Origin of the sequence: Campylobacter sp. RM16187, from assembly GCF_025319965.1 — a bacterium.
Classification (GTDB): Bacteria; Campylobacterota; Campylobacteria; order Campylobacterales; family Campylobacteraceae; genus Campylobacter_A.
In genome coordinates, this window is sequence record NZ_CP012549.1 from 1,175,683 (window position 1) to 1,200,698 (window position 25,016).

The 25,016-nt window shown below is 38.2% G+C and carries 28 protein-coding genes; 4 read left to right on the plus strand and 24 right to left on the minus strand.

All coding sequences use genetic code 11. The features are described from left to right. Position 1 precedes the first annotated feature (1 nt). Together ftsA and ftsZ are read left to right on the plus strand one after the other, a co-directional pair. On the plus strand, positions 2–1,420 hold the full coding sequence (gene ftsA, locus CDOMF_RS06335; protein WP_169973851.1) for a cell division protein FtsA: 1,419 nt from the start codon (positions 2–4) through the stop codon (positions 1,418–1,420). Positions 1,421–1,434: 14 nt separating this feature from the next. Further along, positions 1,435–2,577, plus strand: a complete 1,143-nt coding sequence (gene ftsZ / locus CDOMF_RS06340; protein ID WP_260951204.1) for a cell division protein FtsZ — start codon at positions 1,435–1,437, stop codon at positions 2,575–2,577. A 92-nt stretch (positions 2,578–2,669) separates the two neighbouring features. Here ftsZ and CDOMF_RS06345 read toward each other — a convergent pair whose 3' ends face one another. The 16 genes from CDOMF_RS06345 to rpmH form a co-directional block, all read right to left on the minus strand. Then, the gene (locus tag CDOMF_RS06345; RefSeq protein ID WP_260951205.1) at positions 2,670–2,960 is read right to left on the minus strand and encodes a metal-sulfur cluster assembly factor; all 291 of its coding nucleotides are present in this window, start codon (positions 2,958–2,960) and stop codon (positions 2,670–2,672) included. Continuing rightward, positions 2,950–4,131 (minus strand): peptidase M50, encoded by a 1,182-nt coding sequence (locus tag CDOMF_RS06350; protein ID WP_260951206.1) that lies wholly within the window; start codon positions 4,129–4,131, stop codon positions 2,950–2,952. Before CDOMF_RS06350 ends, CDOMF_RS06345 begins: the two co-directional genes overlap by 11 nt. After that, on the minus strand, positions 4,132–4,479 hold the full coding sequence (locus tag CDOMF_RS06355; RefSeq protein WP_260951207.1) for a hypothetical protein: 348 nt from the start codon (positions 4,477–4,479) through the stop codon (positions 4,132–4,134). It abuts the gene before it with no gap. A 171-nt stretch (positions 4,480–4,650) separates the two neighbouring features. Then, complete coding sequence (purH, locus tag CDOMF_RS06360; RefSeq protein ID WP_260951208.1) at positions 4,651–6,183, minus strand: bifunctional phosphoribosylaminoimidazolecarboxamide formyltransferase/IMP cyclohydrolase; 1,533 nt, start codon at positions 6,181–6,183, stop codon at positions 4,651–4,653. Continuing rightward, positions 6,155–6,664, minus strand: a complete 510-nt coding sequence (locus CDOMF_RS06365; protein WP_260951209.1) for a GNAT family N-acetyltransferase — start codon at positions 6,662–6,664, stop codon at positions 6,155–6,157. Before CDOMF_RS06365 ends, purH begins: the two co-directional genes overlap by 29 nt. After that, positions 6,651–7,418, minus strand: coding sequence for a TerB family tellurite resistance protein (locus CDOMF_RS06370; protein WP_260951210.1), 768 nt, complete (start codon positions 7,416–7,418; stop codon positions 6,651–6,653). Before CDOMF_RS06370 ends, CDOMF_RS06365 begins: the two co-directional genes overlap by 14 nt. Positions 7,419–7,431: 13 nt before the next feature. Next, a complete protein-coding gene (locus CDOMF_RS06375) occupies positions 7,432–8,490 on the minus strand; it encodes an SDH family Clp fold serine proteinase (protein WP_260951211.1) in 1,059 nt (352 codons plus the stop codon). After that, a complete protein-coding gene (gene purL / locus CDOMF_RS06380) occupies positions 8,456–10,651 on the minus strand; it encodes a phosphoribosylformylglycinamidine synthase subunit PurL (RefSeq protein WP_260951212.1) in 2,196 nt (731 codons plus the stop codon). Before purL ends, CDOMF_RS06375 begins: the two co-directional genes overlap by 35 nt. 94 nt (positions 10,652–10,745) lie before the next feature. Continuing rightward, positions 10,746–11,057 carry a hypothetical protein gene (locus CDOMF_RS06385; RefSeq protein WP_260951213.1) on the minus strand — a complete coding sequence of 104 codons (312 nt, stop codon included), beginning with the start codon at positions 11,055–11,057 and terminating at the stop codon, positions 10,746–10,748. Between the two features lie 3 nt (positions 11,058–11,060). Beyond that, entirely contained in the window at positions 11,061–11,513 is a 453-nt protein-coding gene (locus tag CDOMF_RS06390) for a hypothetical protein (protein ID WP_260951214.1), read from the minus strand. A gap of 163 nt (positions 11,514–11,676) precedes the next feature. Then, entirely contained in the window at positions 11,677–13,002 is a 1,326-nt protein-coding gene (gene mnmE, locus CDOMF_RS06395) for a tRNA uridine-5-carboxymethylaminomethyl(34) synthesis GTPase MnmE (protein WP_260951215.1), read from the minus strand. Further along, positions 12,995–14,134 (minus strand): Jag N-terminal domain-containing protein, encoded by a 1,140-nt coding sequence (locus tag CDOMF_RS06400; RefSeq protein ID WP_260951216.1) that lies wholly within the window; start codon positions 14,132–14,134, stop codon positions 12,995–12,997. Before CDOMF_RS06400 ends, mnmE begins: the two co-directional genes overlap by 8 nt. Then, complete coding sequence (gene yidC, locus CDOMF_RS06405) at positions 14,134–15,693, minus strand: membrane protein insertase YidC (protein WP_260951217.1); 1,560 nt, start codon at positions 15,691–15,693, stop codon at positions 14,134–14,136. The genes CDOMF_RS06400 and yidC overlap by 1 nt, the downstream gene beginning before the upstream one ends. Next, a complete protein-coding gene (gene yidD / locus CDOMF_RS06410; RefSeq protein WP_170019170.1) occupies positions 15,693–16,031 on the minus strand; it encodes a membrane protein insertion efficiency factor YidD in 339 nt (112 codons plus the stop codon). Before yidD ends, yidC begins: the two co-directional genes overlap by 1 nt. A gap of 8 nt (positions 16,032–16,039) precedes the next feature. Further along, positions 16,040–16,330, minus strand: a complete 291-nt coding sequence (gene rnpA, locus CDOMF_RS06415) for a ribonuclease P protein component (RefSeq protein ID WP_211436546.1) — start codon at positions 16,328–16,330, stop codon at positions 16,040–16,042. 35 nt (positions 16,331–16,365) lie between these two features. Further along, a complete protein-coding gene (gene rpmH, locus CDOMF_RS06420; protein WP_169973825.1) occupies positions 16,366–16,500 on the minus strand; it encodes a 50S ribosomal protein L34 in 135 nt (44 codons plus the stop codon). Between the two features lie 175 nt (positions 16,501–16,675). Here rpmH and CDOMF_RS06425 point away from each other — a divergent pair, with 175 nt between their 5' ends. After that, positions 16,676–17,338 (plus strand): uracil-DNA glycosylase, encoded by a 663-nt coding sequence (locus CDOMF_RS06425; RefSeq protein WP_260951218.1) that lies wholly within the window; start codon positions 16,676–16,678, stop codon positions 17,336–17,338. Continuing rightward, complete coding sequence (locus tag CDOMF_RS06430) at positions 17,335–18,540, plus strand: hypothetical protein (RefSeq protein WP_260951219.1); 1,206 nt, start codon at positions 17,335–17,337, stop codon at positions 18,538–18,540. The genes CDOMF_RS06425 and CDOMF_RS06430 overlap by 4 nt, the downstream gene beginning before the upstream one ends. Here CDOMF_RS06430 and CDOMF_RS06435 read toward each other — a convergent pair. The 8 genes from CDOMF_RS06435 to CDOMF_RS06470 all read right to left on the minus strand — a co-directional run bounded on the left by CDOMF_RS06435 (position 18,515) and on the right by CDOMF_RS06470 (position 24,988). Next, entirely contained in the window at positions 18,515–18,916 is a 402-nt protein-coding gene (locus CDOMF_RS06435; RefSeq protein WP_260951220.1) for a YbgC/FadM family acyl-CoA thioesterase, read from the minus strand. The two genes, CDOMF_RS06430 and CDOMF_RS06435, sit on opposite strands and share 26 nt — an antisense overlap. Before the next feature lie 75 nt (positions 18,917–18,991). Beyond that, on the minus strand, positions 18,992–19,696 hold the full coding sequence (locus CDOMF_RS06440) for a hypothetical protein (protein ID WP_260951221.1): 705 nt from the start codon (positions 19,694–19,696) through the stop codon (positions 18,992–18,994). A 70-nt stretch (positions 19,697–19,766) separates the two neighbouring features. Next, a complete protein-coding gene (locus CDOMF_RS06445; protein ID WP_260953146.1) occupies positions 19,767–20,279 on the minus strand; it encodes a threonine/serine exporter family protein in 513 nt (170 codons plus the stop codon). Between the two features lies 1 nt (position 20,280). After that, entirely contained in the window at positions 20,281–21,063 is a 783-nt protein-coding gene (locus tag CDOMF_RS06450) for a threonine/serine ThrE exporter family protein (protein ID WP_260951222.1), read from the minus strand. Positions 21,064–21,072: 9 nt separating this feature from the next. Continuing rightward, on the minus strand, positions 21,073–21,543 hold the full coding sequence (locus CDOMF_RS06455) for a DUF4149 domain-containing protein (RefSeq protein WP_260951223.1): 471 nt from the start codon (positions 21,541–21,543) through the stop codon (positions 21,073–21,075). Between the two features lie 9 nt (positions 21,544–21,552). Next, entirely contained in the window at positions 21,553–22,374 is an 822-nt protein-coding gene (gene prmC / locus CDOMF_RS06460; RefSeq protein ID WP_260951224.1) for a peptide chain release factor N(5)-glutamine methyltransferase, read from the minus strand. After that, positions 22,361–23,566, minus strand: a complete 1,206-nt coding sequence (locus CDOMF_RS06465) for a M48 family metallopeptidase (RefSeq protein ID WP_260951225.1) — start codon at positions 23,564–23,566, stop codon at positions 22,361–22,363. The genes prmC and CDOMF_RS06465 overlap by 14 nt, the downstream gene beginning before the upstream one ends. 48 nt (positions 23,567–23,614) lie before the next feature. Next, entirely contained in the window at positions 23,615–24,988 is a 1,374-nt protein-coding gene (locus tag CDOMF_RS06470; protein WP_260951226.1) for a sodium-dependent transporter, read from the minus strand. Positions 24,989–25,016: the final 28 nt, after the last annotated feature.

The window sequence follows — 25,016 nt, forward strand, 5'->3', positions numbered from 1 at the left end:
CTTGAGCACTAAAATTCTAGGCATCGATGTCGGTTCTATTCAAGTATGTGCCGTAATAGCTCAGCATGACGAAAATGGACTCAAAATAATCGGCATCGGAACAGCAAAAACACAAGGTATAAAAAAAGGCATCATAACAAATATCGAGTTAGCCTCCAAATCTATAAAAAACGCTTTAGTGGATGCCCAAAGAATAGCTGGAACTTATTACGAAAAGGTTGTAGTATCAATATCTGGCGCATACACAAAGAGTGTAGACAGTAACGGAGTTGTAAATATACCAAATCACGAAATAGGAATCAAAGAGATAAATCGCTCAATGTTTGAATCAGACAGAAGAGCCCTGATTCATAATGATTACGAAAAACTTCATATACTTCCATACAACTTTAAAGTAGATGATCAAGAGCATATAGAAGATCCTTTGGGAATGAACGGAAGCAGACTTGAGGTTCAAACCCATATAATAACGGCACAAAAATCTTCACTTAGCAATCTAAGAAAAGCTTTAAATTTAGCCGGAGTCGAGCCTGACAATATAGTTCTTTCAAGTTATGCTTCGGCTATAGCTACCTTAAATCAAGACGAAAAAGATCTAGGAGTAGCTCTTATAGATATGGGAGGTGCTACTTGCGATATGATAGTCCACTCCGGAAATTCTATAAGATATAACGAATTTTTAGGCGTAGGCTCTGCAAATATCACAAACGATCTTTCAGCAGCGCTTCACACTCCGCTTTTAAAAGCCGAAGAGATAAAGATAAACTACGGCTCGCTTATCAATAGAGCCAACGAGCTAGTTGAAATTCCTCCTATAAACGATGACGGAAAAGTTCAAGAAGTATCGCTTGATGTCATATCAAACGTTATTTATGCAAGAGCCGAAGAGACTCTTATGATACTTGCAAAAATGTTAGAAGATAGCGGTTATAAAAACTCTATTGCAGCAGGAGTCGTTCTGACAGGTGGTATGACAAAGCTTGAAGGCATAAGAGATCTGGCGTCTGCCATCTTTGATAACATGCCTATTCGAATAGCAAAACCAAGAGAAACAGAGGGGCTTTACGAGATCATGAGAGATCCTGCTAACTCTTGCGCTATAGGTCTTTGCATGTATGGTGCAGGGTATTTTACGCCTTATGAGATAGATTCTGAAAAAAAGATGAGATACAAGGATGAGTCTATTATAAAAAATAAAAATTTGAAAAATATAGTCCAAGATTCAAAGAATCAAACTACAAACACACAAAATGAGGCCAGTAATAAAATGTTTCAAGGAAGTGTTTTGGATGATGAGTTTGATATAGAAGACTTAAAAATCGAAGATAAACACGAATTAGCTGACATTGCGAATATTAACAAAGAGAAAAAAGATAGTTGGTTTTCGCGAATTTGGCAAAAAATGACACAACTATTTTAACTAGGAGATGATGCATGAGTGGCTTTACTGTAGAGGAGAAGAAAAATACTTACGGCGCTAAGATAAAAGTCGTAGGTGTTGGTGGCGGCGGCGGAAATATGATAAATCATATGATAAGAGAGAGCGGTGGAAATATAGACATTGATCTAATTGTAGCCAATACCGATGTAAAAGCTCTTGATAACTCTTTGGCGTATACCAAGCTTCAATTAGGAGAGCGAAAAACCAAAGGTCTTGGTGCCGGAATGATGCCTGAAGTGGGACGAGAGGCTGCACAAGAGAGCTACGAAGAGATCAAAAGCACACTCGAATATTCAGACATTGTATTTATAGCTTCAGGTCTTGGCGGCGGCACAGGCACTGGAGCGGCTCCTGTGATAGCTCAAGTTGCTAAAGAGGTAGGCGCACTAACCATAGCTGTCGTAACAACTCCTTTTCCTTTTGAAGGTAAGAAACGTAAAAAATTAGCAGATATAGGTCTTGAAGAGCTTAGAAAAGAGAGTGACTCTATAGTAGTTATTCCAAACGAAAAACTACTGACCCTTATAGACAAAAAAGCAGGCATCAAAGATAGCTTTAAAATAGTAGATGACGTATTAGCGCGCGCCGTAAGCGGTATGAGCACAATAGTGCTTGGATCAGGAAAAAGCGATATTAACCTTGACTTTGCAGACGTTAAAAAAGTAATGGAGCATAGAGGAATGGCTCTAATGGGAGTTGGGGAGGCTGAAGGTGAAGAGTCCGCTCAAGAAGCTATCAAAAATGCTATCCAGTCACCTCTTCTTGATGATGTTTCTATAAATGGCGCTATGGGAGTGTTAGTTCACTTTAGAATTCACCCAGAATGTCCGATGTCTGATATAGATGAGGCTATGACTATTATAAACGAGGCAGCCCACGAGGATGCTGATATAATTTTTGGTACAACATCAGATGATAATATAGAAAATAACAAAGTTCAAGTTACGATAGTTGCAACAGGTTTTAGGAGTAAAGATGAGATAAAAACCACTCCTGAGCAAAATAGCCAAGCCTTCTCAGGTAATCCGTTTTTAAATCAAAGACTACATAAACTTAAAGTAAGCGGCGGGTATGATAGCGAAGAGGCTCAAGCCATACTTGAACTGCCTACATACATCAGACACCAAATGGACTAATAAATCCTCAAATTTTAGATCCGCACAAGCCACTCTGCGGATCTAGCTTATTTTATATTTAAATTTTAAACCCAAATTTATTTGAGCAAATTTCAAGCCCCAAGAGTTGCTTTTACCTCATCACTTGCCATCGAGATATTCCAAGCCGGCTCCCAGACCAAATTTATATCACATTCATTTACGCCTTCAACGCTTAAAGTCGCCTCTTTAACCCAGCTTAAGATAAGCTCGTGAAGCGGGCAAGAGCGCGTTGAAAGCGTCATCGTCACAACCGCCTTATCATCGTTTGCCTCAACATCATATATAAGCCCCAAAGATACGATATCAAATCCCACTTCAGGATCAACTATATTTGAAAGTGCTTTATAAATTTTATCCCTCATTTTTAACTCCGAATTTAGTGTATTTAAAAAAGTTTATTACATTAACCATAACTAGCACCACGCTTAAAACAAGGCAAATTTGGCTTAACAAATTTAAGTTGCCAAAATAAGCCGCAACAGAAACCGTCTGAAACACCAAAGATAAATTCGCCACCCATTTTATCATCATATCATCAAGCAAAGGCACCTTAGCCTTGCCTACAAATTTCGCCACATAATGATACCAGATTAAAAACGGCATAATCTTATAAAGATGTCCGACGATAAAGGCGTATAAAAAGCCAAAAGTAAGCGTAAATACGGCAAATTCTATCTTATCAAGAGCTATACAAACTATGCAAACAAACAGCCAAACAAGAGCGAAAAAGACATTTAAATTCCAGTAGTCATAAGCCTTTCTAACTCTTTTTTTAAGTATCAAAAGCGCTTCAAGCAAAAAGCAAATCACACTCAAAGCTATCAAAACAAGAGCGAATTCAAGGCTAAATTTAAGCGCCACACCGCCTACTAAAAATAGCGCGATAGATAGCTTGCTAAGATAAAATTTAAGATCATGCACAAGAGCAAACATAGGCAAAAGCACGCTTGCAACGCCAACTATGATCAAAAATACAAAGCCGAGTACAAAGTAGATGTGATAATGCAAAACCAGCTCAAAATCAAGCGCAAATTTACCGGACAGTATCAAGATAAGCATAAAGCCAAGCACGACTCCCACAAGCAAAAATAGAGCCGAAATAAGCAGCGCAACCACAGCCAAACCGCCTTTTTTGGCGCCTAAAAAGCTAAGCGCGTAAGTAACGGCAAAAAATAGTAGCGTGATAAATAAAATCCCGCCTCCCGCATGGATAAGTGCCATCTTTTCAAGATACATCCCAAGGCTTAGCACCAAAACGCCGGCCGAATATAAAATCAAATTTAAAAAAGCAAATTTTATAGTCGAAAAAGCCTTTTCAAGGATAACGGAAGTAAGCTGATATAGCGCTCCGATAATGATGCTCATGACAAATCCCACGAGGTATACGTGGAAAAATCCAGCGGTTTTTAGGCTTGTAAGCGAGCTTAAATCAACTCCGAAAAAGACAAACACGCTTGCAAGCAAGAACAAAATCCCAACGATAAAATATCCGCCGACCAGACCAAACGGCGGAGCAAATGTGTTTAGCAGCATTTAGCCACCGCATTTTACGTTTGTATCTAGTGTCTGCGCGCTCGCGCCCTCTTTTAGGCTGATTATCACCTTTACCTCTTCGCCTTCAAGCTTTTCGTGGGTGATATCGTAGTTTTGCTCGATCTTTGGGATGAGAGCGACCGGATAGTGGTGATTTATCATCATTACTTTGCTTTTGCTGTCAGCTATCAAATTTAGCGCCACAAGAGCATTTACCATTGGCTCAGGCGGCACGCATTTGCGCGAGTCAAACCCGATATACTCGACTCCGTCTTCGCTAAATTTATAAAAAGGCAATGTCGCGCCCTCTACATTGATCTGCGTAGCGTTTTTGAAAAATTCATTCATTTTTTATCCTTGTTTAAGATTTAGGATAATTATACTCTGAATTTTGGTGTGAAATTCTTGATTTGGTTCAAGATGTGTTTAATTTTTAAAAGCAGATATTAAATTTCATAGAGCAAATTTAAGCCAAATTTCTTTGTCAAAGCAGCTTAAATTTGCTAATTTGTTTAATTCTTAATGCAAGAAGTGTCTAACTCCGGTAAAGTATAGCGCCATGCCGTGCTCATTTGCAGCCTGCACAACCTCATCATCGCGTATGCTACCGCCCGGCTCTATGATGGCTTTTACGCCCACTTCAGAGGCGATATCGATGCTATCTCTAAATGGGAAAAACGCCTCGCTGGCAAGCGCGCATCCGTTTAGATCAATTCCTAGATCGCGAGCCTTGTTTACCGCAGCCCTAGCAGCATCCACGCGGCTTGTCATACCCATACCGATAGCAACCATGGCTGAATTTTTCACATAAACCACGCAGTTGCTCTTAGTAAGCGCAGCCACTTTCCAAGCTATCTCAAGGTCTTTTAGCTCCTCTTTGCTTGCCTCTCGCGTGGTTTGTAACTTCATATTTTCTAGCTCGCTAGGCTTAACCTCGTCGCTTTCTTGAAAGACAAATCCGCCGTCAACGTGCTTAAAGTCATATTTGTCGTTTGCTCTTGTTAGAAATTTATTACCTTGAGAGAAAATTTTGATACGTTTTTTTGACTCAAACACTCCAAGCGTTTCTTCATCGACGTTTGCAGCGATTATCACCTCGACAAAAATTTCATTTATCTTTTCAGCCAAAACCTTATCAAGCGTGCCGTTTATCGCTACAACTCCGCCATAAGCCGAGATAGGATCGCATTTTAGCGCCTCTGTATAGCTTTCAAGCAGGCTTGATTTCACCGCAAAGCCACAAGCGTTAGCGTGCTTTACGATAGCCACAGCCGGCGCTTCATCAAAGCTACTTGCAAGCATCAAAGCTGCGTTTATATCGGTCATATTGTTAAAGCTTGCTTCGCCTTTAAGGGCTTTAAAGTTGTTGCTAAAGAAGTAGTCAAACTCATACAAAGCGCCCTTTTGGTGCGGATTTTCACCGTATCTGGTGTCAAACACCTTGCTAGCAGTGATAAATTTCATATCGCCAAAACCGCCGTTAAATCGCTCGTTCATATAATTTGCTATCATCGAGTCGTAAGCTGCGGTGTGCTCATAGGCTTTTATCATTAGCGAGCGTCTAAATTCGAGCGCATTTTCTCCGTTTCTTAAATTTTCAAGCACAGCCTCATAGTCAAGCGGGCTAGTTACGATATAGACATCTTTAAAATTTTTAGCCGCACTTCGCACCATCGCAGGTCCACCGATATCGATATTTTCGATTATCTCTTCAAAGTCATCGGTTCTAATGGTAGTCTCTTTAAAAGGATACAAATTTACACAAACCAGATCGATCCTGCCGATACCGTTTTGCTCGGCTTGCGCTACATGGTTTTTGTCATCTCTTTTATGCAAAATTCCGCCGTGAATTTTAGGATGAAGTGTCTTTACCCTACCCTCAAACATCTCTGGACTCTTTGTGTATTCACTCACTTCAAGCGAATTTATGCCGCTTTGCACGAGCAGCTTATGCGTCCCGCCTGTCGAAAGTATCTCAAATCCAAGCGAAGCAAGCCCCTTAGCAAACTCCACAACTCCTTCTTTATCGCTTACACTGATTAACGCTCTCATTTTTACTCCTCTTTCTGATATATCTTAAAATTTCAAGTTCGTTTAGCTCTTCATATCGCCTTGGCGCAAAACTCTCGTCGCGCTCAAAGCCAAATTTCTCATACACTTTGATAGCTATTTCAAGCTCTTTATTTGTATAAAGATAGGTTTGATTAAAATTTTCATCGCAAAATTTAATCGCCTCTTTTAAAAGCTCGTTTCCGATGCCTTTGTTTTGAAATCTCTCATCAACTACAAACCATCTAAGCAGTCCCGCTTCATAAACCTCATCAACAGCGATACATCCAACCAAAACGCTATCTTTTATGCAAGTAAAAAGCTCTCGTTTTTCGCTTCCTAGACTTGCTACAAATTCAGCTATATCTTTAGCTATTTTTATTTCAAAAGCCTTGCCGAGATCAAATCTCTTTGCGTAATATCTTGCATTAAGCGAGATGATATCGCCCACGCAGCCGCTTATATAGCCTTTAGTTATTTGCACTGCGCCCCTTTATCTCCTCATAAGCTTCGTTGATCTCTTGAAGTTTTCTGGTTGAGCGCTCGATAATCTCTTCGCTCTCACCTCTTCCCATTAAGATATCGGGATGATATTTTTTTACAAGCTCGCGGTAGCGCTTTTTAACCTCGCTAAACGGCGCGTTTTCACGAAGCCCTAGCACTCTATACGGACTCTTTTTATGATATGAGTCATCTTTTCTTTGCTCATATCTTTTTTGATCATAAAATCTATCAAATTTATCAAATATCTCTTCCAATACCCTATCCGATATATTAAAGGCATCGGCTATTTGAGAAATTACAATTCTTTCCGCATTTAAAATTCTGCCGTCTATATAAGCTAAATTTATAAGAAACGAAACCTTAGCAATAGCGTCATTTTTACTTAGCTTAAATTTTTCATAATACTCTCTAGCAACGTCATAAACATTATTTAAATCCTCTTTTTGAGTGTTATAAATTTGCTTTAATTCATCTCTTTTTCTTGTATCACCACCTAACATAGAGGTTATATCGTCAAGTATCTCGCTTACTAGCTGAGCTTCCAGCTCACTTACCCTTCCATCGCTTTTAGCAACTTTTGCAAGCAAGGTTACTATATATTTAGCCTCCTCAAATAGGATTTTTTTTCTTGAGTTTTTAACGTTTTGCCTCATATTTTGAGGATTCTTACCAAAATCAAAGGCAAGCAGATATATGGCAAGAACAATAAGTATAATAATAAAAAAATTACCCACTATTGCGCCTATTTTACCAAAGGTGATAGATAGTATTTTTTAGTTTGCCGTTAACTAGCTCATTTTTACGCCATGAGCTCTCGTCGTTCATCACGTTCCAGCGGCGCTCATCAGGGCGATAAAACCAGTCTTTATCTATCTGGAAATATATCTGCTTGCCGTTTGATTCGATGATATTTGCGATGTTGTTATCGTGATAGCTGTTTTCATCAAAGTCGGTAAACGCTCTTTGCCCCATCTCCGAGTAGAGTAAAGTAAGCTCCTGAAGCATTTCGTTTAGCTCATCATCCATCTTTTTTACATGAAGCCCGATCTCTTCGGCCTCGCGAAAGAGTATCGGATACTCATGCGCAGGATAGTCGCTGTTTAGCCGCTCTGAAATTTTTTGAATTTTCTCTTCATCGTCGATGTGATACCTCAAAATTTCACGACAAATTTTAAGTGAAAGCGAGCTAGCGCGATCAACCGCACCAAACACAAGCGGATGAATGTACTCGTATAGCGATTTATACGGGTTTTCATCCTTATCTTTTTCGTTTGTTTTCCATAGCCTTATCACGCGGCTTAGCTCGTCCATCGACACGCTTACAAGCTCGTTGTTTTTATTTGTCGGACTTAGCTCATGCTTAAGCGAAGTATCAACGGGAGTTAGATACGCAAGCGGACCCATGACGATCTCGTTTGCACCAAGCGCCATCATAGTAGCAGCCGAAGCACAGTTTGCCGGCACAAGGGCGGTTATGTTTTTGCAGTAGTTTCTAAGCGTGCTGATGATACGAAGCGAGGCGATACCGCTACCGCCGTCACTTTTAATAAACAAAAAGGCGTTTTGTATCTTTTTGCCCTTTAAAATTTCATACATCGCACTTGCGTCGTTACCGCACACACTGCCCGCATTTGAGTTGTAGTAGGTTATCAGCGAACCGCCAAGCTTCGCCTCTATCGCTTTTATGAGTTGCTGTGTTTCGTTAAATAAAATCGGAGGCTTAGCCACATTTCGCTGACCCATTTTCTGCTCTCTTTCCTGATCTTTTTCCTCAGTCTTCTTGTTTAATAACCCTAGCAAACTCATTAAAGTAAACCTCGCTCATCTCTTTTAAATTTTCGCTCACGCCATCTATTTCAAATTTGCTTCCGCCCGTTACGCCTATCTTACTTATCTTAAGTCCGAATTTGCCTGCTAGTTCGCTAAATTTAGCTTCGTCTTTTACACCCACAACCGAGCGAGAAAAGCTCTCGTCAAATATCCATCTACTATCGCTAAATTTGCACTCGCATTTTGCACCTACGCCGCTCATGCAAGCCATTTTAGCAAGCGTCATAGCTACTCCGCCCGTGCCGACTGAGTTTGCAAATTCTAAAATTCCCGCCTTGTTTGCCTCTATCACAAGCTCCCAAAGCGCTCTTTCTTTTTTATAGTCGATCTCTTTTAGTTCGCCGCCAACGCAGTTATATAAATTTTTCATATAAAGGCTCGCTGCAAATTCGCCGCTAGTATCGCCTACAAGATATATCGGCGTGCCCTCTTTGGCAAAAACGCTTGGCAAATTTTTATGCGCGCACTCGTTTACGCCAACGCTTACTATAGCAGGTGTCGGATAGACGCTTACGCCGTCCGTGTCGTTATAAAGGCTTACGTTTCCGCTTACAACAGGAGTAGTTAGCTCACGGCACGCCTCTTTGATACCCTCGCAACCTTGCGCAAACTGCCACATAACTTCAGGATTTTCAGGGTTTCCGTAGTTTAAGCAGTCAGTTATCGCAAGCGGCATAGCACCGCTCATAGCTACTTTTCTGCCGCTTAGCGCAACCGCCATGGCAGCGCCTATTTTTGGATTTACATAGTTGTGGCGAGGGCTACACTCCATACCCATAGCTATGGCTCTGCCGCTCTCTCTCACGCGGATAACGCTAGCGCCTAAATTTCCGGGCTGCTTGATTGTGTTTGTTTGGATATTTGCATCGTATTGATCGTAGATCAAAGACTTATTTAAGATATGCGGATCGCGCAAAAGCTTATTAAATGCGGTTTTGTTATCAACTTTTTTAAATTTATCAAGAGTTACGCCCTTTATCTCATCAAGATAAGCAGGCTTTTTCGTAGAACGATCTAGTACCGGAGCAGCCTGCGCAACAGGATCTATCGGAATTTCGCCCGCAAGCTCGCCGTGCCAATAAAGCTGCATCTTGCCCGTATCAGTCACCTCTCCGATGATCTCAGCATCTAAGTCCCACTTCTTAAATATCTCTATAACTTTTTGCTCATAGCCTTTTTTAGCGCATATTAGCATTCTTTCTTGACTTTCGCTTAGCATAAGCTCGTAAGGCGTCATGCCGCTTTCTCTCATCGGAACACGGTCAAGATACATCTTCATACCGCTTCCGCTGCGCCCCGCCATCTCAAAGCTGCTTGAGGTAAGACCCGCTGCGCCCATATCTTGGATACCTATGATGTAATCTTTCTTAAAGAGCTCCAAGCACGCCTCAAGAAGCAGTTTTTCTGCAAACGGATCACCCACTTGGACGGTTGGACGCAAGGATTTATTCTCATCGTTAAAGCTATCGCTTGCCATAACGGCTCCACCAAGCCCGTCACGACCGGTCTTACTTCCTACGTATATGACGGGATTTCCTATGCCTTCAGCCTTGCCGTAGAAAATTTCATCGCTTTTACAAAGTCCAAGTGCAAAGGCATTTACTAGGATGTTTCCGTTAAAGCTCTCATCAAAACTCACTTCACCGCCTACAGTCGGGATACCCATGCAGTTGCCGTAGTGAGAAATTCCGGCCACTACGCCCTTTACAAGATATCTTTGGTGGCGCGCTACGCTTGAGCTACCGCTAATTTGTCCGAATCTAAGCGAGTTCATGTTCGCCACGACTCTTGCGCCCATAGTAAATACATCGCGCAAAATTCCGCCCACGCCAGTGGCTGCACCCTGATAGGGTTCGATAAAGCTTGGATGGTTGTGGCTCTCCATCTTAAACACAGCCGCAACTCCTTCGCCAACATCGATAACGCCTGCGTTTTCGCCCGGTCCTTGTATGACCCAAGGAGCCTTGGTCGGAAAGCCGCTTAGGTATTTTTTACTTGATTTATAGCTGCAGTGTTCGCTCCACATCGCAGAAAATATCCCAAGCTCAAGCAAATTTGGCTCGCGTCCTAAAATTTTTAGTATATTTTCATACTCGCCGTCGCTAATTTTATGCGCTTTTATCGTAGCTTTATCCATTTTATCCCTTCAGAAAAAATTTTAATTATTTTACTGAAACAAGCATAAAAACTTCATAAACCAAGAGGCTTAGAAAGGATGTCAAGCCTAAAATTTACACATCGTCAAATTTAAAATTTGAGCTGAAAAATAGCTCTTTGTTTTTTGCCACGACAGCTATGGCTATAAGCAAAAGTATAGCCGTTTGTATCACCTTGCTGTCAGGATGAGTTGCAAAAATTTCATTAGTCAAATTTGCAAAAAGATGAAAGAGGATGGCTATGGTTATATTTCTGTTCGTTTTAAAATAAAGCCAGTTCATCAAGATCACAAAAACAAACAGGCTAACGATAAAATTTAAGCTATACAAAAGCCCGCTAAGAGCTACTTCGCTATGATAATAGCCCTTGATAAAAGATAGGGGCAAGTGCTAAAGCGCCCAGTAAAAAGCAAATATCATAGATGAAGTAAAAAGGCTAAATTTCGCCCTTAATGCGTCTGTGCCGTAAGTGTGCCAGGCAAGCTCTTCTACAATTGCAGCAAAAATCAGTATAAACCACGAGTTAAACAAGGCAGACTCAAAGCTAGTTTTACCTGAGATATAAAACTGCTCCAAACCATGCCCAAAGATAAGCGATATAAATTGCGCCATCACAAGCGCTATAAAAGTAAGAAACAGGGCTAAAAATAGATAAAATTTGTTTACGTTTTTAAGGCTAAATCTATGCTTTATATCTTTAAATTTGACCCCCTCGCGAGCAAATAGATAAAAAGCAATAAAACAAGGAGCTATCAGCCCTACGATACTTAAAATGCCTTGTAAAAAAGTAAAATTTAAAGCCTCAGGCAACCTGTTTAAGTAAGCCGCACCAAAGAAAAACATCCAAGGAATAATAAGCGAAGCAGAAAAGAAAAAATAGAGCCTTATTGTATCTTATATCAGGTTTCAAAATTCGCGCGTTCTTCATAAATTTATCTTGAATCACTTCATAAATATAACTCAAAAAGCAGTTTTTGCTCTAGTCTTGTTGCAAGATTTTTTAAATTTATTTCCCAAGACAAAAATTGCTAAACATCTCATCAAGTATCTCGGCTCTCTCAAACGGCTTTGTGATGGACGAGATAGACGCTATCGCCGAATTTATCTCATAAGCAAACAGCTCAAGCTCGCTTTCACTGAGCAAATTTAAAGCTCTTTTGATCGCCTCACTTGCGCTTTCGCAGCACTGAATTTGACGCTTTGAATTAAGCAAAATTTCATTTACGTCTTGGCTGTCAAGATAAATTTCAAGCCTTTTAACTATCTCTTCTGCGCTATTTTTTGCCGAAATTTTAAGAGGATCACTTAGCTTTGAAGTTTGGAATTTAAGCTCTAAATCACATTTATTAAGTATGTAAAATATCTTTTTTTGAGACTCTCTAAGCAAATTTAGTATCTCAAAATCCTGCTCATCGGCTTCATTTGATGCATCAAACACAGCTAAAACTATATCAGCTTCTTCAATAGCCTTTAAAGAGTGCGTTATACCGATCTGCTCGATCTTGCCTGCATTTTTTCTAATGCCTGCAGTGTCTATAATGCGAACCAAGTGAGTGCCTATGCTTAGGCTTTCTTCTATGCGGTCACGAGTAGTGCCGGCCTCATCACTTATGATCGCTCGCTCGTAGTTTAAAAGAGAGTTTAAAATCGAGCTTTTGCCGACATTTGGTTTGCCAACTATCGCTACTTTAAAGCCTTCGATAAGCCCTTTGCGACTTTTGCTTATAGATACGATTTTATCAAGCTTTTGATGATTTAGCATAAGCATGCTTTTGATATCGCTCATCAAATTTTCAGGCAGATCATCATCTGCATAATCAATGCTAGTCTCAACAAAAGCAAGCGTCTTAACAAGCTCGCTTCTAATCTCATCTACAAATTTACCAAGATCACCTTTCATAGCTCTAGCTATGATTTTAGCGGCACTTTCGCTTCTTGCGTTGATTAAATTTTGTATGCTTTCGGCTTTACTTAAGTCCATCTTGCCGTTTAAAAACGCACGCTTGCTAAATTCACCCGGCTCGGCAAGTCTAGCTCCTAAATTTATGAGCTTAGAGAGGATCAAATTTGCCACCATAAATCCACCGTGAGTTTGAAACTCAACCACATCCTCGCCGGTAAAACTGGCAGGCGCTTTAAAATATAAAACTATGCCTTCGTCTATAAATTCATCGTCTGAGTAAATTTTAGCTAGAGTTGCAAATCTTGGTTTTAAGGTTTGAAGTTTGGTAAGTTTAAGGGCTAGACTAAGGGCATTTTCGCCGCTTAGCCTAACTATGCATATAGAGCCAACGCCGTGAGCTGTGGCGATGGCTGCGATTGTATCATTCATGCTTTTTTACAAAATCATTAACTACTACGAATTGCTTATCTCCATCGCTTTTTATGCCTACATATTTATCTGGAAATTGCTCGCGTAGTTTTTCTAGTGCGATTTTGACTAAAATTCCATCAAGTGGCTTAGTTTTGGCTTTTTTAGATGAGTTAACTCTCTCTATTATGCCTTTTAAATATTCATCCATAGCCGCCTCTTGATTTTTTAAAAACTCAGCTATTTCAAGACGAACCGAAATATTATACTTAGAACCTATCCAATTGTATATAAGGTATGAAATCGCCTTATATCTGTATCCTTCTTTACCTATAAGAAGCGCTGCATCCTCACCGTCAAGCTCTATTAATATAGTCTCGTCATTAAATTTACTAACCTCTATCCTATCTATTTTAAAGCAGCTAGCGTTTAAAAGATTTGTCAAATTCTCTCTTATCTCAGGCAAAACTTTCTCTATATCGGCTTTTGGCTTTTGCTCTTTTGCTTTATTTTCGCTAGTTTTATCCTCTTTATCATCAAATTTATCATCAAAGTCGCTTTTATTAAAGGTATCAATGATCGAATTATCAAGAATATTTTTGCAACTCTCCTTATTTGCTTTTGGCTTTTGCTCGACTTCTTGACTAGGCTCTATATATAAATGAGCTTGTTCAGCTTCATCAAATTTAAAGGCATTGTCGGAGATATTGGCCGATGTAGTTTTTGAAAGCTCGTCTTTTCTCTCCGACTTTGCAGAATTTCCGTTTAAGTCCTGTTTTTCATCCCTGTTTTCATAATTTCTTTTTTTGTTTCTATTGCGTTTTTTATCGTTTGATCTTTCTGATTTTTGAGAATTTTTACTATCTTTTTTATTTTCAACATGCTCACTGCAATTTTCAGAGCTATGTTCTTTATTCTCGACTCTATCTTTTTTATGCTTTTTTCCAAATTTGGAGCTGTTTTTTGAACCCTCTTTATCTTTTTTCTCTTTATTTTCTCTATAAGCCTCTATTATTGCCGTTTTTTTGAAAAAACCCAAAAATCCAGAGCTTGGATTTTGAATAATCTTAATATCAAGCTCAGTAACAGAGCAATTAAGCTCGGTGGCAGCCTTCTGAAAGGCCTCTTGTAGATTATTAGCCTCTATACGCATTATGCCTTTACCTCCACTTTTTTGTGTTTTTCAAAGAGCTTGTTTACAAAAATTTGTTGAATAACCGAACAAACGTTATTTACGAACCAATAAAGAGTAAGTCCCGCAGGGAATGTCACAAAGAAGAATGTAAAAATCAAAGGCAGGAATTTCATAATCTTCTCTTGCATAGGATCTGTAAATGTCGTAGGCGTAAGCTTTTGCTGTAAAAACATCGTAAGACCCATAAGTATAGGTAGAACAAAATATGGATCCATAACAGCTAAATCTTGTATCCAAAGTATCCATGGAGCAGCTTTTAGCTCTATAGCGTTTAATAAAACCCTATAAATTGCGAAAAATATCGGAATCTGCATAATTATAGGCAAGCAACCTCCCATAGGATTCGCACCGTGTTTTTTATAAAGCTCCATCATATGAGCGTTTAGCTTTTGCGGATCTCCTTTATACTTAGTCTGAAGCTCCTTAATTTTTGGAGAAAGCTCTTTAAGCTTATTCATAGATAGCATTCCCTTGTATGTAAGAGGGAATAGCACAAGTCTTATAATCAATGTAAGCACTACTATAGCCCAACCCCAGTTGCCTATATATCCATAAAGTAAATTTAAAAACCCAAACATAGGCTTAGCTATAAATGTAAACCATCCATACTCTATGACATCTGTTAATCTGGCGTCTATAGACTCCAATGTCTTATGATCTTTAGCACCTATATATCCACTAGTCTTAAAATCTCCTGTATTTTTAATAAAAACTATAGCATTATCGGCGGTATCTTTAGACATCACTACATTTAAAGGCTTATCGAAAGAATAAAATAAAGTAGTATAGTATCTATCGCTATCGGCCGCTATATTCACATCATCAAATTTTTCAGTACCATCCAAGTCACCATCTTCTAGTATAGTTAACTTCTCATCCGCATGACGTATAAGTGCTCCATGAACAGTATAATTATCCACAACCACACTTGGTCTAAATCCAGGAGTTATAAAGTATTCTCCGTTGCTAACCAAAACCTCCAAATCATAGTTACCGCTAGGATAGAAAGTAATGTTCTTAACTACTTTGGATCCATTTAAATTTTGAGTTAAAACCAAAGTTTGCTTTGAGTTCGTAACGTCTATCTGACTAAGATTGCTTACATAGTCTGTTTTAAACGCCTGCTCATTTAAATTTGTATCGCTAAATCTAATTTCAAGCGGAAGAAGGGTTTTAGAAGTTAGCTCTATCCTGCTTCCATCTTCATTTTTATATTTATCTTCATTTAAATAAAATTTTGAAATTCTGCCTAAATTATCAATTTGTGCTTCAAAATAAGCGCCTTTGATAGTGGCTATTGTTTTGGTTTGACTTTCGCTAATATCAGGCACAGAAGCAGTAGAATTTGAAGTTGTAGCAGGTGCTTGTTTGGCTTGTGTTTCTTGAACACTCACTGTTCTATTTTGATCTATTGGCAAATTTTTAGGGATAAAAAAATAATCATATACTATAAAAAAAATAAAAGAGATGACCGTAGCCAAAATAACTCTCTTTTGAACAGATAGTTTATCTAACACTATTTTTCCTTTAACGAATCTAAGACTTTTATAACATAAAATTTATTCTCTTTATATGGGATAAACCAAAAATTTATATTAGGTCTAACGTTTTGGTAAAAAATTAAAAAAGAGCTAAATTTTTTATAAATAACAGGGTAATCTATACCACCTTTAAATAGCTGATTGCAACGAAGAATTCTAATAATAGTAGCTAAAAAAGCTAAAAAAAATTTATTGTTTTGAAACTGCCAGATGGCATATTCGGAGCATGTGGGATAGTATCGACATGACTTTGGGGTAAATTTAGAAATATAACGCTGATAAAATTTGATTAAAGATATCATTGCCTCTCTCATCGTTATTTTTATTGCTTTAAGCATCCAAGCTTTTTTAAAGCCCAAGATATATTTTTCTGAATCTTTAAATAAGGGATTTGCTCAAGTCCCGCCTTAACAATAACCACATAAACACCGTCTTCGAGCTCATTATGAATTTGATTAAAAACTGCTCGCAATAGCCTTTTACAACGATTACGAACCACAGCTTTACCAACTTTTTTGCTAGCCACTATAGCTAGTTTGGGCTCGTTTGAAGGTTTATAAAAAATAGTGCAACAATCGCAATACCACTTGTTCGCCTCTTTATAAACCGTCAAAAATTCCTTTGATTCGCTTATGGAACCAAATTTACTTAAGCCGCCAATATTCTTCTACCTTTTGCACGTCTTGCGTTTATAATCTTACGTCCATTCTTTGTTTTCATTCTTTGGCGAAAACCATGAGTGCGTTTTTTAGGCGTTTTATGAGGCTGATAAGTCCTTTTCATAACTTTTTCCTTTTATTAAATTTTATGATAAAGTCGTGATTTTAACAACAAATTACTTAAAATCCATTGAATAAAATTTATAAAGCTCATAAGAGATAATCAAAATAAAAATTTTCTAAAATAGGCTTTTAAAAATTTTATTTAGTTTTAACTGGCAATTTGATAATATTTTTTAATGATTTATGCAAACGAAATTGAAATTTTAAGACAACTTCACTACTTAAAGGCATTTGGGTATAGATATATAAATCCATCTTTTGGATTACATATAAAAAATAATGTTTCAAACGATATAAAAGAGCTTGAAGAGCAGATTAAAAACTGTAACTTATGCGAGCTTTGCAAGAGCAGAAATAACGCTTTAGTGGGAAGCGGACGATTAGATTCAAAGATAATGTTTATAAGTGATACGCCAAGCGTTAGCGAGGATATCAGCGGAAGGTTTTTAGAGGGATCTATCGGGGAGAAATTTTGCAAGGTAATATATGAAATTTTAGGCCTTAACAAGCATGAATTTTACATGACAAGCATAATAAAGTGTAAAATTCACCAAAACAACTTAGCCATAAATCTTAGCTACGAACTTTGTAAGCCATATTTAATGTCTCAAATAGATATAATTTCACCAAAGATTATAGTCGCTCTTGGCGAAAACGTATTTTTAAATTTAATCAATAATTTGGAGCGAACAAATAGCTTTGAATCCATCAGAGGAAATGTTTTAAGGTTTAAAAATTCCTATCTTATGGCCACTTATTCGCCAGCATGGGTGCTAAAAAATCCAAGCAAAGAGCAGGCCTTAATAGATGATTTAAATAAAATCAAAGGGTTGTTATGAGAAAAATTCTTTTAGTTTTTTTAATTATACAAATTTTACTTTTTGCTAAGAGTGATAAGCTTTCAGATATTCCGCCTGCGTATGAAATTTACATAAATTTAGAACCATTTAAATGCGACGATACCTGTCTTTTAAATTTAGTTAAAGATGGTCTTTTGCATAGTTTTTTGGCAAGATATGAAAGAAGTGACAATGCAGAAGTTATTCAAGCTTTTAGAACTATCAAAGGAGAGATATCAACCGAGAAAGTATTTATACCAAGCGCTAATGCAGAGTTTAAAATCGCTATTATAATACCCCAAGATAGTATCAAAAGCTACGCCGCAGTAGTATCAAATTCTGCTATCGCATACATGATAAGACAAAATGCGAATATAGATATTAAATTTTACAACATCGGTAACGAATCTACGGATAGTATAAGAGATGCCTTAACAAGAGCCAAAGCTGAAAACATAAGCTATCTGATAACTCCATTTACTCAAGTTGGAGTAGCGCATCTAAATAATCTGTTAGAAGATTCTATGCTCGCTTATATACCTACACTCCACTCTTCAACTCTGCCTAATTTAAAAGTAAATTTGATATTTGGCGGGATTGATTACAAAGAGCAGATTGTAAGACTTTTGGATTTTTCAAATGGCAAAAATGCTGCATTTTCGGACGGTAGCCTATTAGGAAGCACATTAAATAAATACTCAGAAGAGCTTAGTGGAGGTCTTGTATATCAAAACGAAATAGGAAATCAAACCGATCTTAAAAATTTCGTAGATAGAAACAGCAAGATAAACGAAGCTTCAATATTTTTAAATATTCCTATTTTAAAGACATCGCTATTAAGCTCGCAACTTAGAGTATATGATATAAATGCAACCAATCTATTAAGCACGCAGATAAACTATACTCCAAGCATATTTAAACTAACCCAACCGCAGGATAGAGAATTAATTTATATAGCAAATTCTCTCTCCGCCGTAGATAGTAGCCTTGATTCAAATAATAAAATTTTAGGACAAGATATCAACTTTAACTGGGTCGGCTACTCCACAAGCGTAGGCATGGACTATATCTACACTGCCTATCTAAATCAAAACGCACAAAAGCTATTTAGCGAGCGAGTGGAAAATTCGCAGGTAATTTACAATACTAAAATTTTAAAAGTGGGCGAATCAAGCTTTAGCCATGCAGACGCGACGAGATAAACTCAAGCATCTGCTCGCTCATCTTAGCCATGCCCTTTTCGTTCATAAAGGCTACCGTTACATCGGCTTCAAAGAGCAGTTCAGGCTCGCACTCGCTCTTTAAATTTCCGACTTTATAAATTTGCTGATTTATAACGACAGAGACTTTTTTAATTTGCACAGCCTTGCTTCTAACCTCGATCATATCGCCAAGCGTTGCGGGCTTTTTAAATTTTGCATGAATTTCGCTTACTACAAAGTAGCCGTCCTTGCCAAACGGCTCTAAATCGGAGTTAAAAAACACCTCACTTCTTGCTCTTTCGCAAAATTTGATGTAGTTAGCATGATAGACTATGCCTGCCGCGTCCGTATCTTCGTAGTAAATTCTAAATTTCATATATTACCTTTAGAAAATTCTAGACATTTAATAGTCTTCATAAATAATAGAACTTAATTTTAAACTCTAAAAGAATTAATAAGATTTAAGCTCTTTTAGTCTTACCCATGCTATCAGTTGGAGCACGAAAGAAGCCAAAATAAACAAATATCCTACGCCAAAGACTAAAGTTAAATATCCTGCAACCAAGAGCCAAAAACTATATATGAAAAACGGATCTCCGCTTAGCTTAGTAAGCTCTTTATAGTATTTAATTCCCACTATAAAGCCATATACAAATAAAACTAAGCCAATAGCTATCGGTATAAATCCTATACTGCTTCCATTAACTCCAAAAGCTATAGCAGGAATAATAGCAAAAATAACAATCATATAACTCGCCAACAAACATACACTCATCAAAATATAATTTTTAAGTATGGTATTGCTTCCCGTAACTTTTTTGATAGAAATCAAAGCAAACACCATAGCTACTATAGAAACAATGCTAAACATAAAACCTATTGTAGGAACTGAGGATAAGATGCCCGCAGCTATGCTTATATAAACCTTTAATTTTATTGATTTTATATCATCTTGCTTTAATATATCAAGACTAAATTGAGTTTTTGTGATATATATCTCTTTTGCCAAACCGTCAACTATTTCAAAATCAACTTCTGCGCCTACTAAAGAATCAATAGGTTTGTTGTTTAAATTCTTAACATCTTCAACATCAAATCGATATCTAACGCCATCTTTTGCAGATATAATTCCGACATCTAAAATTTTACCTTGCATTTTCATCCCCTTGAGCTTAAAATTTATATAATTATATTAACAGATAATAAATTTCAAATTAATATTTATACTAAGTATTTTTTTTAATTTTTAGATCGCACCTTGCACCGCGCGTTACCATTAGCGACTGCTCATAAAAGATCAAAAGCGTTACCGATACCCCTACACCAAGCGCAAGAGAGACTGAAACGGTAGTTAGTGCGTTATCAAAAAAGAGCATTAGATAAGTCATCTTTTGAGAAATTTCGCTGCTGTTTGTAAAAGAAAATAGCGCTAAAATACTCTTATAGGCATAAATTCCAGGCACCATCGGCAAAAGTGCAGGAAAGGCTATGATTTCAGCCGGAACTTTAAGTCTTCTAGCAAAAAATATCCCTAAAATTCCAACCAAAAAAGAGGCGAAAAGAGTTGCAATCGAGATAGAAAAAATTTCGCTCTTTATCATCATAAACCTGCTTGCATGAGCAAGAGCCGCAAGTGCTGCGGAATATATCAAAGTTCGCTTTGGAGGAGAGCTAGCATAAGCAAAGCCAAGCCCTGCAATCGCCGCAAAGAACGCATCCGTAAGAGTTAAGATAACCAAATCAAACATTTAAAAGCCCTATGTTTGAAATAGAGATCGTCATATAAACGCCAATCGCGATACAGATGATAAGAAGCCCGGTATTTAGCCCTCTGCTAATGCCGACAAGAGTGTTTTCGTTAAGGATATCAAAGACTGAATTTATAAGCGGCACGCCCGGCATCAAAAACAAAATACTTGAACCAATTGCCACGTCAGGAGTGTTTGACACATCAAAATAGACGCCAAGATAGGCTATAAAAGACGATATAAACGAGATGATGATGTATTGTATCTTTAAATTTACGCCAAATTTGCTAAAGAGATGCCTTAGATAAAATCCGACAAAAGTAGCCGCAAAAACGCTTGCCATCGAGCCCATATCTCCACCAAAAAGCTTGCAAAAAGCCGAATTTGCAAAGCTCATCAAGATAAGCGATATGGCAAAATTTCGCTTAACAGGATTTGTGATCTCGTTAAAAAAGCTTCTTGCACTCTTAAGCGAAATCTTCTCATCATAAATTTGCCAGCTAAGCGCGCTTAGTTCTGATATCAGGTTAAAACTGATAGGCATCGCGGCGCTTGATTTCACATAGGTTCGGCGGATCGAATTATCCTGCGGATCCATCACGCTTATAGTAAAGTGCTTCACAAATATCGTAAGGCTCACATCGTATCCGTAAGCGTGCGCAATCCTACTTACACAGCGATCTATGCGAGCGGTGTAAGTGCCGATACTTAGCATCTTTGCTGCATAATCGATCAAAAAATCAGTTACTTCTTGGATATCTGGCTTTTTCTGCATAAATTTGCCTTATGCCTCTTTTGCGCGTGGAAATTTGATAAAAAATAGCAAAAGCTGAGCGACCATCATCACTTTCATAACAAGCTCGCTTGCTTTGTGCATCTGAAAAAACTCAGGTGTCGTGGTTCCTGCCTCACCCAAAGCCTGCGCGCTTAGCACGTAAGGTGTAAAATAAAAGACAAAAGATGCAGCCAATGCAAAATTTATAAGCGCAAGCATAAACGAGCTAAATTTTAGAGCAAATTTAGCCTCGCTTCTAAGAGCAAAAAGCTCGTAAACAAGCGCTAAAATCGCAACCGCCATCAAGACATAGTTAAATTTGACGAAGATATTTGTCATCAAAAGTCCGCTTTGAAAATGAGTCAAAATTCCATCACCTATGATGCTTTGCGGATAAAAAAGTGTAGGCGCCACAAAGGCTCCGATAGAAATTTCGATGCCGATTAAGGCTGTTAGAAGCAACAGATATAAACCTTTCATATTTTTCCTTTAAATTTGATATTTAAAATTTGCGACAAATCCTCTGTCAAAGCCTGCTAAATCCTTATAAAATTTAGCATCAAACTTGTTAATTTCAAGAGCTTTTGTCATACTTTCTTTTTGATCGTAACCCATCTCGCAAATGAGGTATTTTACTTTACGATTTCTTGTTTGCAAGATGATATTTTTTAAAATTTCATCACCGACTTTGCCGCCAAATAGCGCCTCGTGAGGCTCGTTTAGCACGAATTTACTAAGCTCATAGTCCTGCGCTATATAAGGAGGGTTTGACACGACCAGATCAAACTCGCCCTTAATCTCATCCATATATGCGCACTTTACGAAATTTATACGCTTTTCTACTCCGAATTTAACTGCATTTTTATGCGCTAACTTTAGAGCTTTTTCGCTTATATCGGTTGCGGTTATCAAAGCGTTTGAGTTAAGCGCCAAGCAAACGCTTATAATCCCGCTTCCAACGCCTATCTCGCAAACTTTTGGCACGTTATACTCGCGCAAAATTTCAAGCGATTTATCAACCAAAATTTCAGTCTCAGGGCGAGGCACTAAAACTCCGCTTTGAATCTCAAATTCAAACCCGTAAAAGCTAGCCTTGCCGGTTATATACTCAAGCGGCTCATAAGAGGCAAATCTATCAACAAGCGCAAAGTACCCGCTTTTATCTTCAAGCTCTTTGCTTAAGTTTAAAAATATCCACTCGATACTAACACCAAGATGGTGCATAAGCAAAATTTTAGCCACTCTTGCGGGATTTTCGCAAACAGATGAAATTTTAGCCGTCGCTAGCCTTAGCGCCTCATCTATTCTCATTCTTTAGCTCATTTATACGCTCATAAAGGCTAGGATGAGAGTGATATATAAAGGCATAAGCCGGGTGCGATTTAGGAAAGGCTTTATTTTCGCTTGCAAGCTTTTTAAGAGCACTTATCATATCGTCTTTGCTTTTTACGCCTGCTCCGAATTTATCCGCGCCAAATTCGTTCTTTCTGCTTATGCCTGAGATGATAGGGCTAAAAATGAAGCTAAAAATCGGTGAGAAAAGAAGCAAAAATACGATTATTGATCCGCCCGTTTTTTCAAGTCCAAGCGCGCTATATGCAGACGCAGGGATATTTCCAAATAGCGCAAACATCGCTAGTAGCATCACGGCGCTAACGGCTATCATCTTAAATAGATCCTTGTGCTTAAAGTGCCCTAGCTCATGGCCTAAAACGGCGATTATCTCATCTAAACTAAGCTTTTTTATAAGCGTGTCAAAGAGTACCACGCGCTTAGTCGCTCCAAGCCCGCCAAAATAAGCATTAAGCCTGTTATCGCGCTTGCTTGCGTCCATGCTAAACACGCCGCTACTCTTAAATCCGCAACTATCAAGCAGACCCTCTATCGAGCTTTTAAGCTCACCTTCTTCAAGCGGCTGCATCTTGTTAAAAAGAGGCGCGATTATCGTTGGATAGATCAAATTTATGATCAAAACTATCGTAAAGCTAAGCCCAAAAGCCCAAAGCCACCAAAACTCGCCCAGAAAATCGATACAAAGCAAGATAAGCCAAACAAAAAGCGAACCGAAAACAAGTGTAAGCGCAAGAGCTTTTATGGTATCGATGATAAAAATTTTAGGCGTAGTGTTTGAAAATCCGTGCTTTTTATCCTTCACGAAAGTCTCATATATGCCAAACGGAAGCTCGATGATGGAAGATATAACTATAAAACTTATCACAAATATGATATTTTCGCTTATGGAGCCTGTTTTGATAGTTGCCTCAGCTAAAGCCTTAAGCCCCCAAAATGCCCACACCATAAAAACAGCTAAGTGATATACAAGGTTTGCTATCTGAAATTTTTGGTTTGCGATAGCTATTTTGGCCGCACTTTTATACTCCTCTTCACTGAGCACTACAGCTTTGTTTTTGCTCTCTTTGGCAATAAAATTTATCTGCAAAAATGCGAGGTAAATTTTAACTAAAGTGTATATAAAAAATATGGTTATCAAAAAATTAAACATCTGTTTCCTTACTTTAAATTTTGCAAAATATTATCAAATTTTGGTAAATTATTTCAAAAAGTTGTCGTAAAAACTACTTGCAAAAACGATCAAAATCACAAACGGAATTATATATCTCACATACAAAAACCATACATCAACTATCTTTTTGTGATTTTCGCTTCCTTGCAGGATTTCAGCCTTTGCTTCATCTTTTAAAACCCAGCCCACAAATATTGCGCAGAGTAAAGATGTAAGCACAAAAAATATCGTAGCACTTATGGCATCGTAAGCGTCAAAGATATTTTTGCCGAAAATTTTCACGTCGCTTAGCAAATTTGTAGCCATCAAAGAAGGCAAATTTCCAAGCACAAAAATAGCCGTTAGCACTATCAAAATCGCCATTTTTCGCTCTATCTTCATCTTTTCTTGAAGCGTGGTGATAAGCACCTCGTAAATCGGAAGTGATGTCGTAAGCGCAGCTATCATAAGCAGCGTAAAAAACGCCACCGCAAAAACGCTTCCAAACGGCATGTGTGAAAATACTATCGGAAGGCTTTTAAACACAAGGCTAGGACCGCTATCGGGTGTAACTCCAAAGCTAAACAAAGAAGGAAATATCATAAAGCCTGCAAGTACGGCTATGACGGTATTTAAGATACCTGTTATCACTGAAATTTTAACCAGGGCTTCGTCTTTTTTAACAAAACTTGAAAGCGTGATCATCACGCCAAATCCAAGCGAGAGTGCAAAAAACACTTGCCCTAAAACATCGATAAAAAGCTTCATACTTATCTTTGAAAAGTCAGGCGTTAGATAAAATTTAATTCCCTCCATAGCGCCTTCAAGAGTGATATTTTTAATCACCATGGTAATCATAAGCAAAAACAGTATCGGCATGAGATATTTCGCCGCCTTTTCGATACCGTCAACCGCACCTTGCGTCAAGATGATGTAATTTACCATAACAAAAACCAAGGCAGCAAAGCTAACGGCAAGCGGGTTGCTTACGATGTTTTGCTCGTAAAATGCGCTAGTCGTAGCAAAATCAACAACTTTTGAGAGATCAAGTATGCCAAATACGATCTGCGCGATGTAGTTTAGCACCCAACCGCCTATAACCATATAATAAGCCATAATCCCAAAAGCACCAAGCAAGCTCATATAGCCCACAGCTTGCCAAATTTTAGATATCTTTTTGCCGTTTAGAGATCCGCTAAAAGCGTCTATAACGTTTACTTTAAGGCGCCTTCCGATAGCGTTTTCAACCAAGATCATAGGAATTCCTATGACGATCATAGCTATACAAAAGGTAAGCACATACGCCCCGCCTCCGTTTTGACCGACCAGATAAGGAAAACGCCAAGTCGCGCCAAATCCCACAGTAGCGCCCGCAACAGCAAGTATATAAGTAAGTCTTGAGCTCCAAGATCTTCTTTTCATAAATCATCCTTCAAAAAAAGGGTGATTA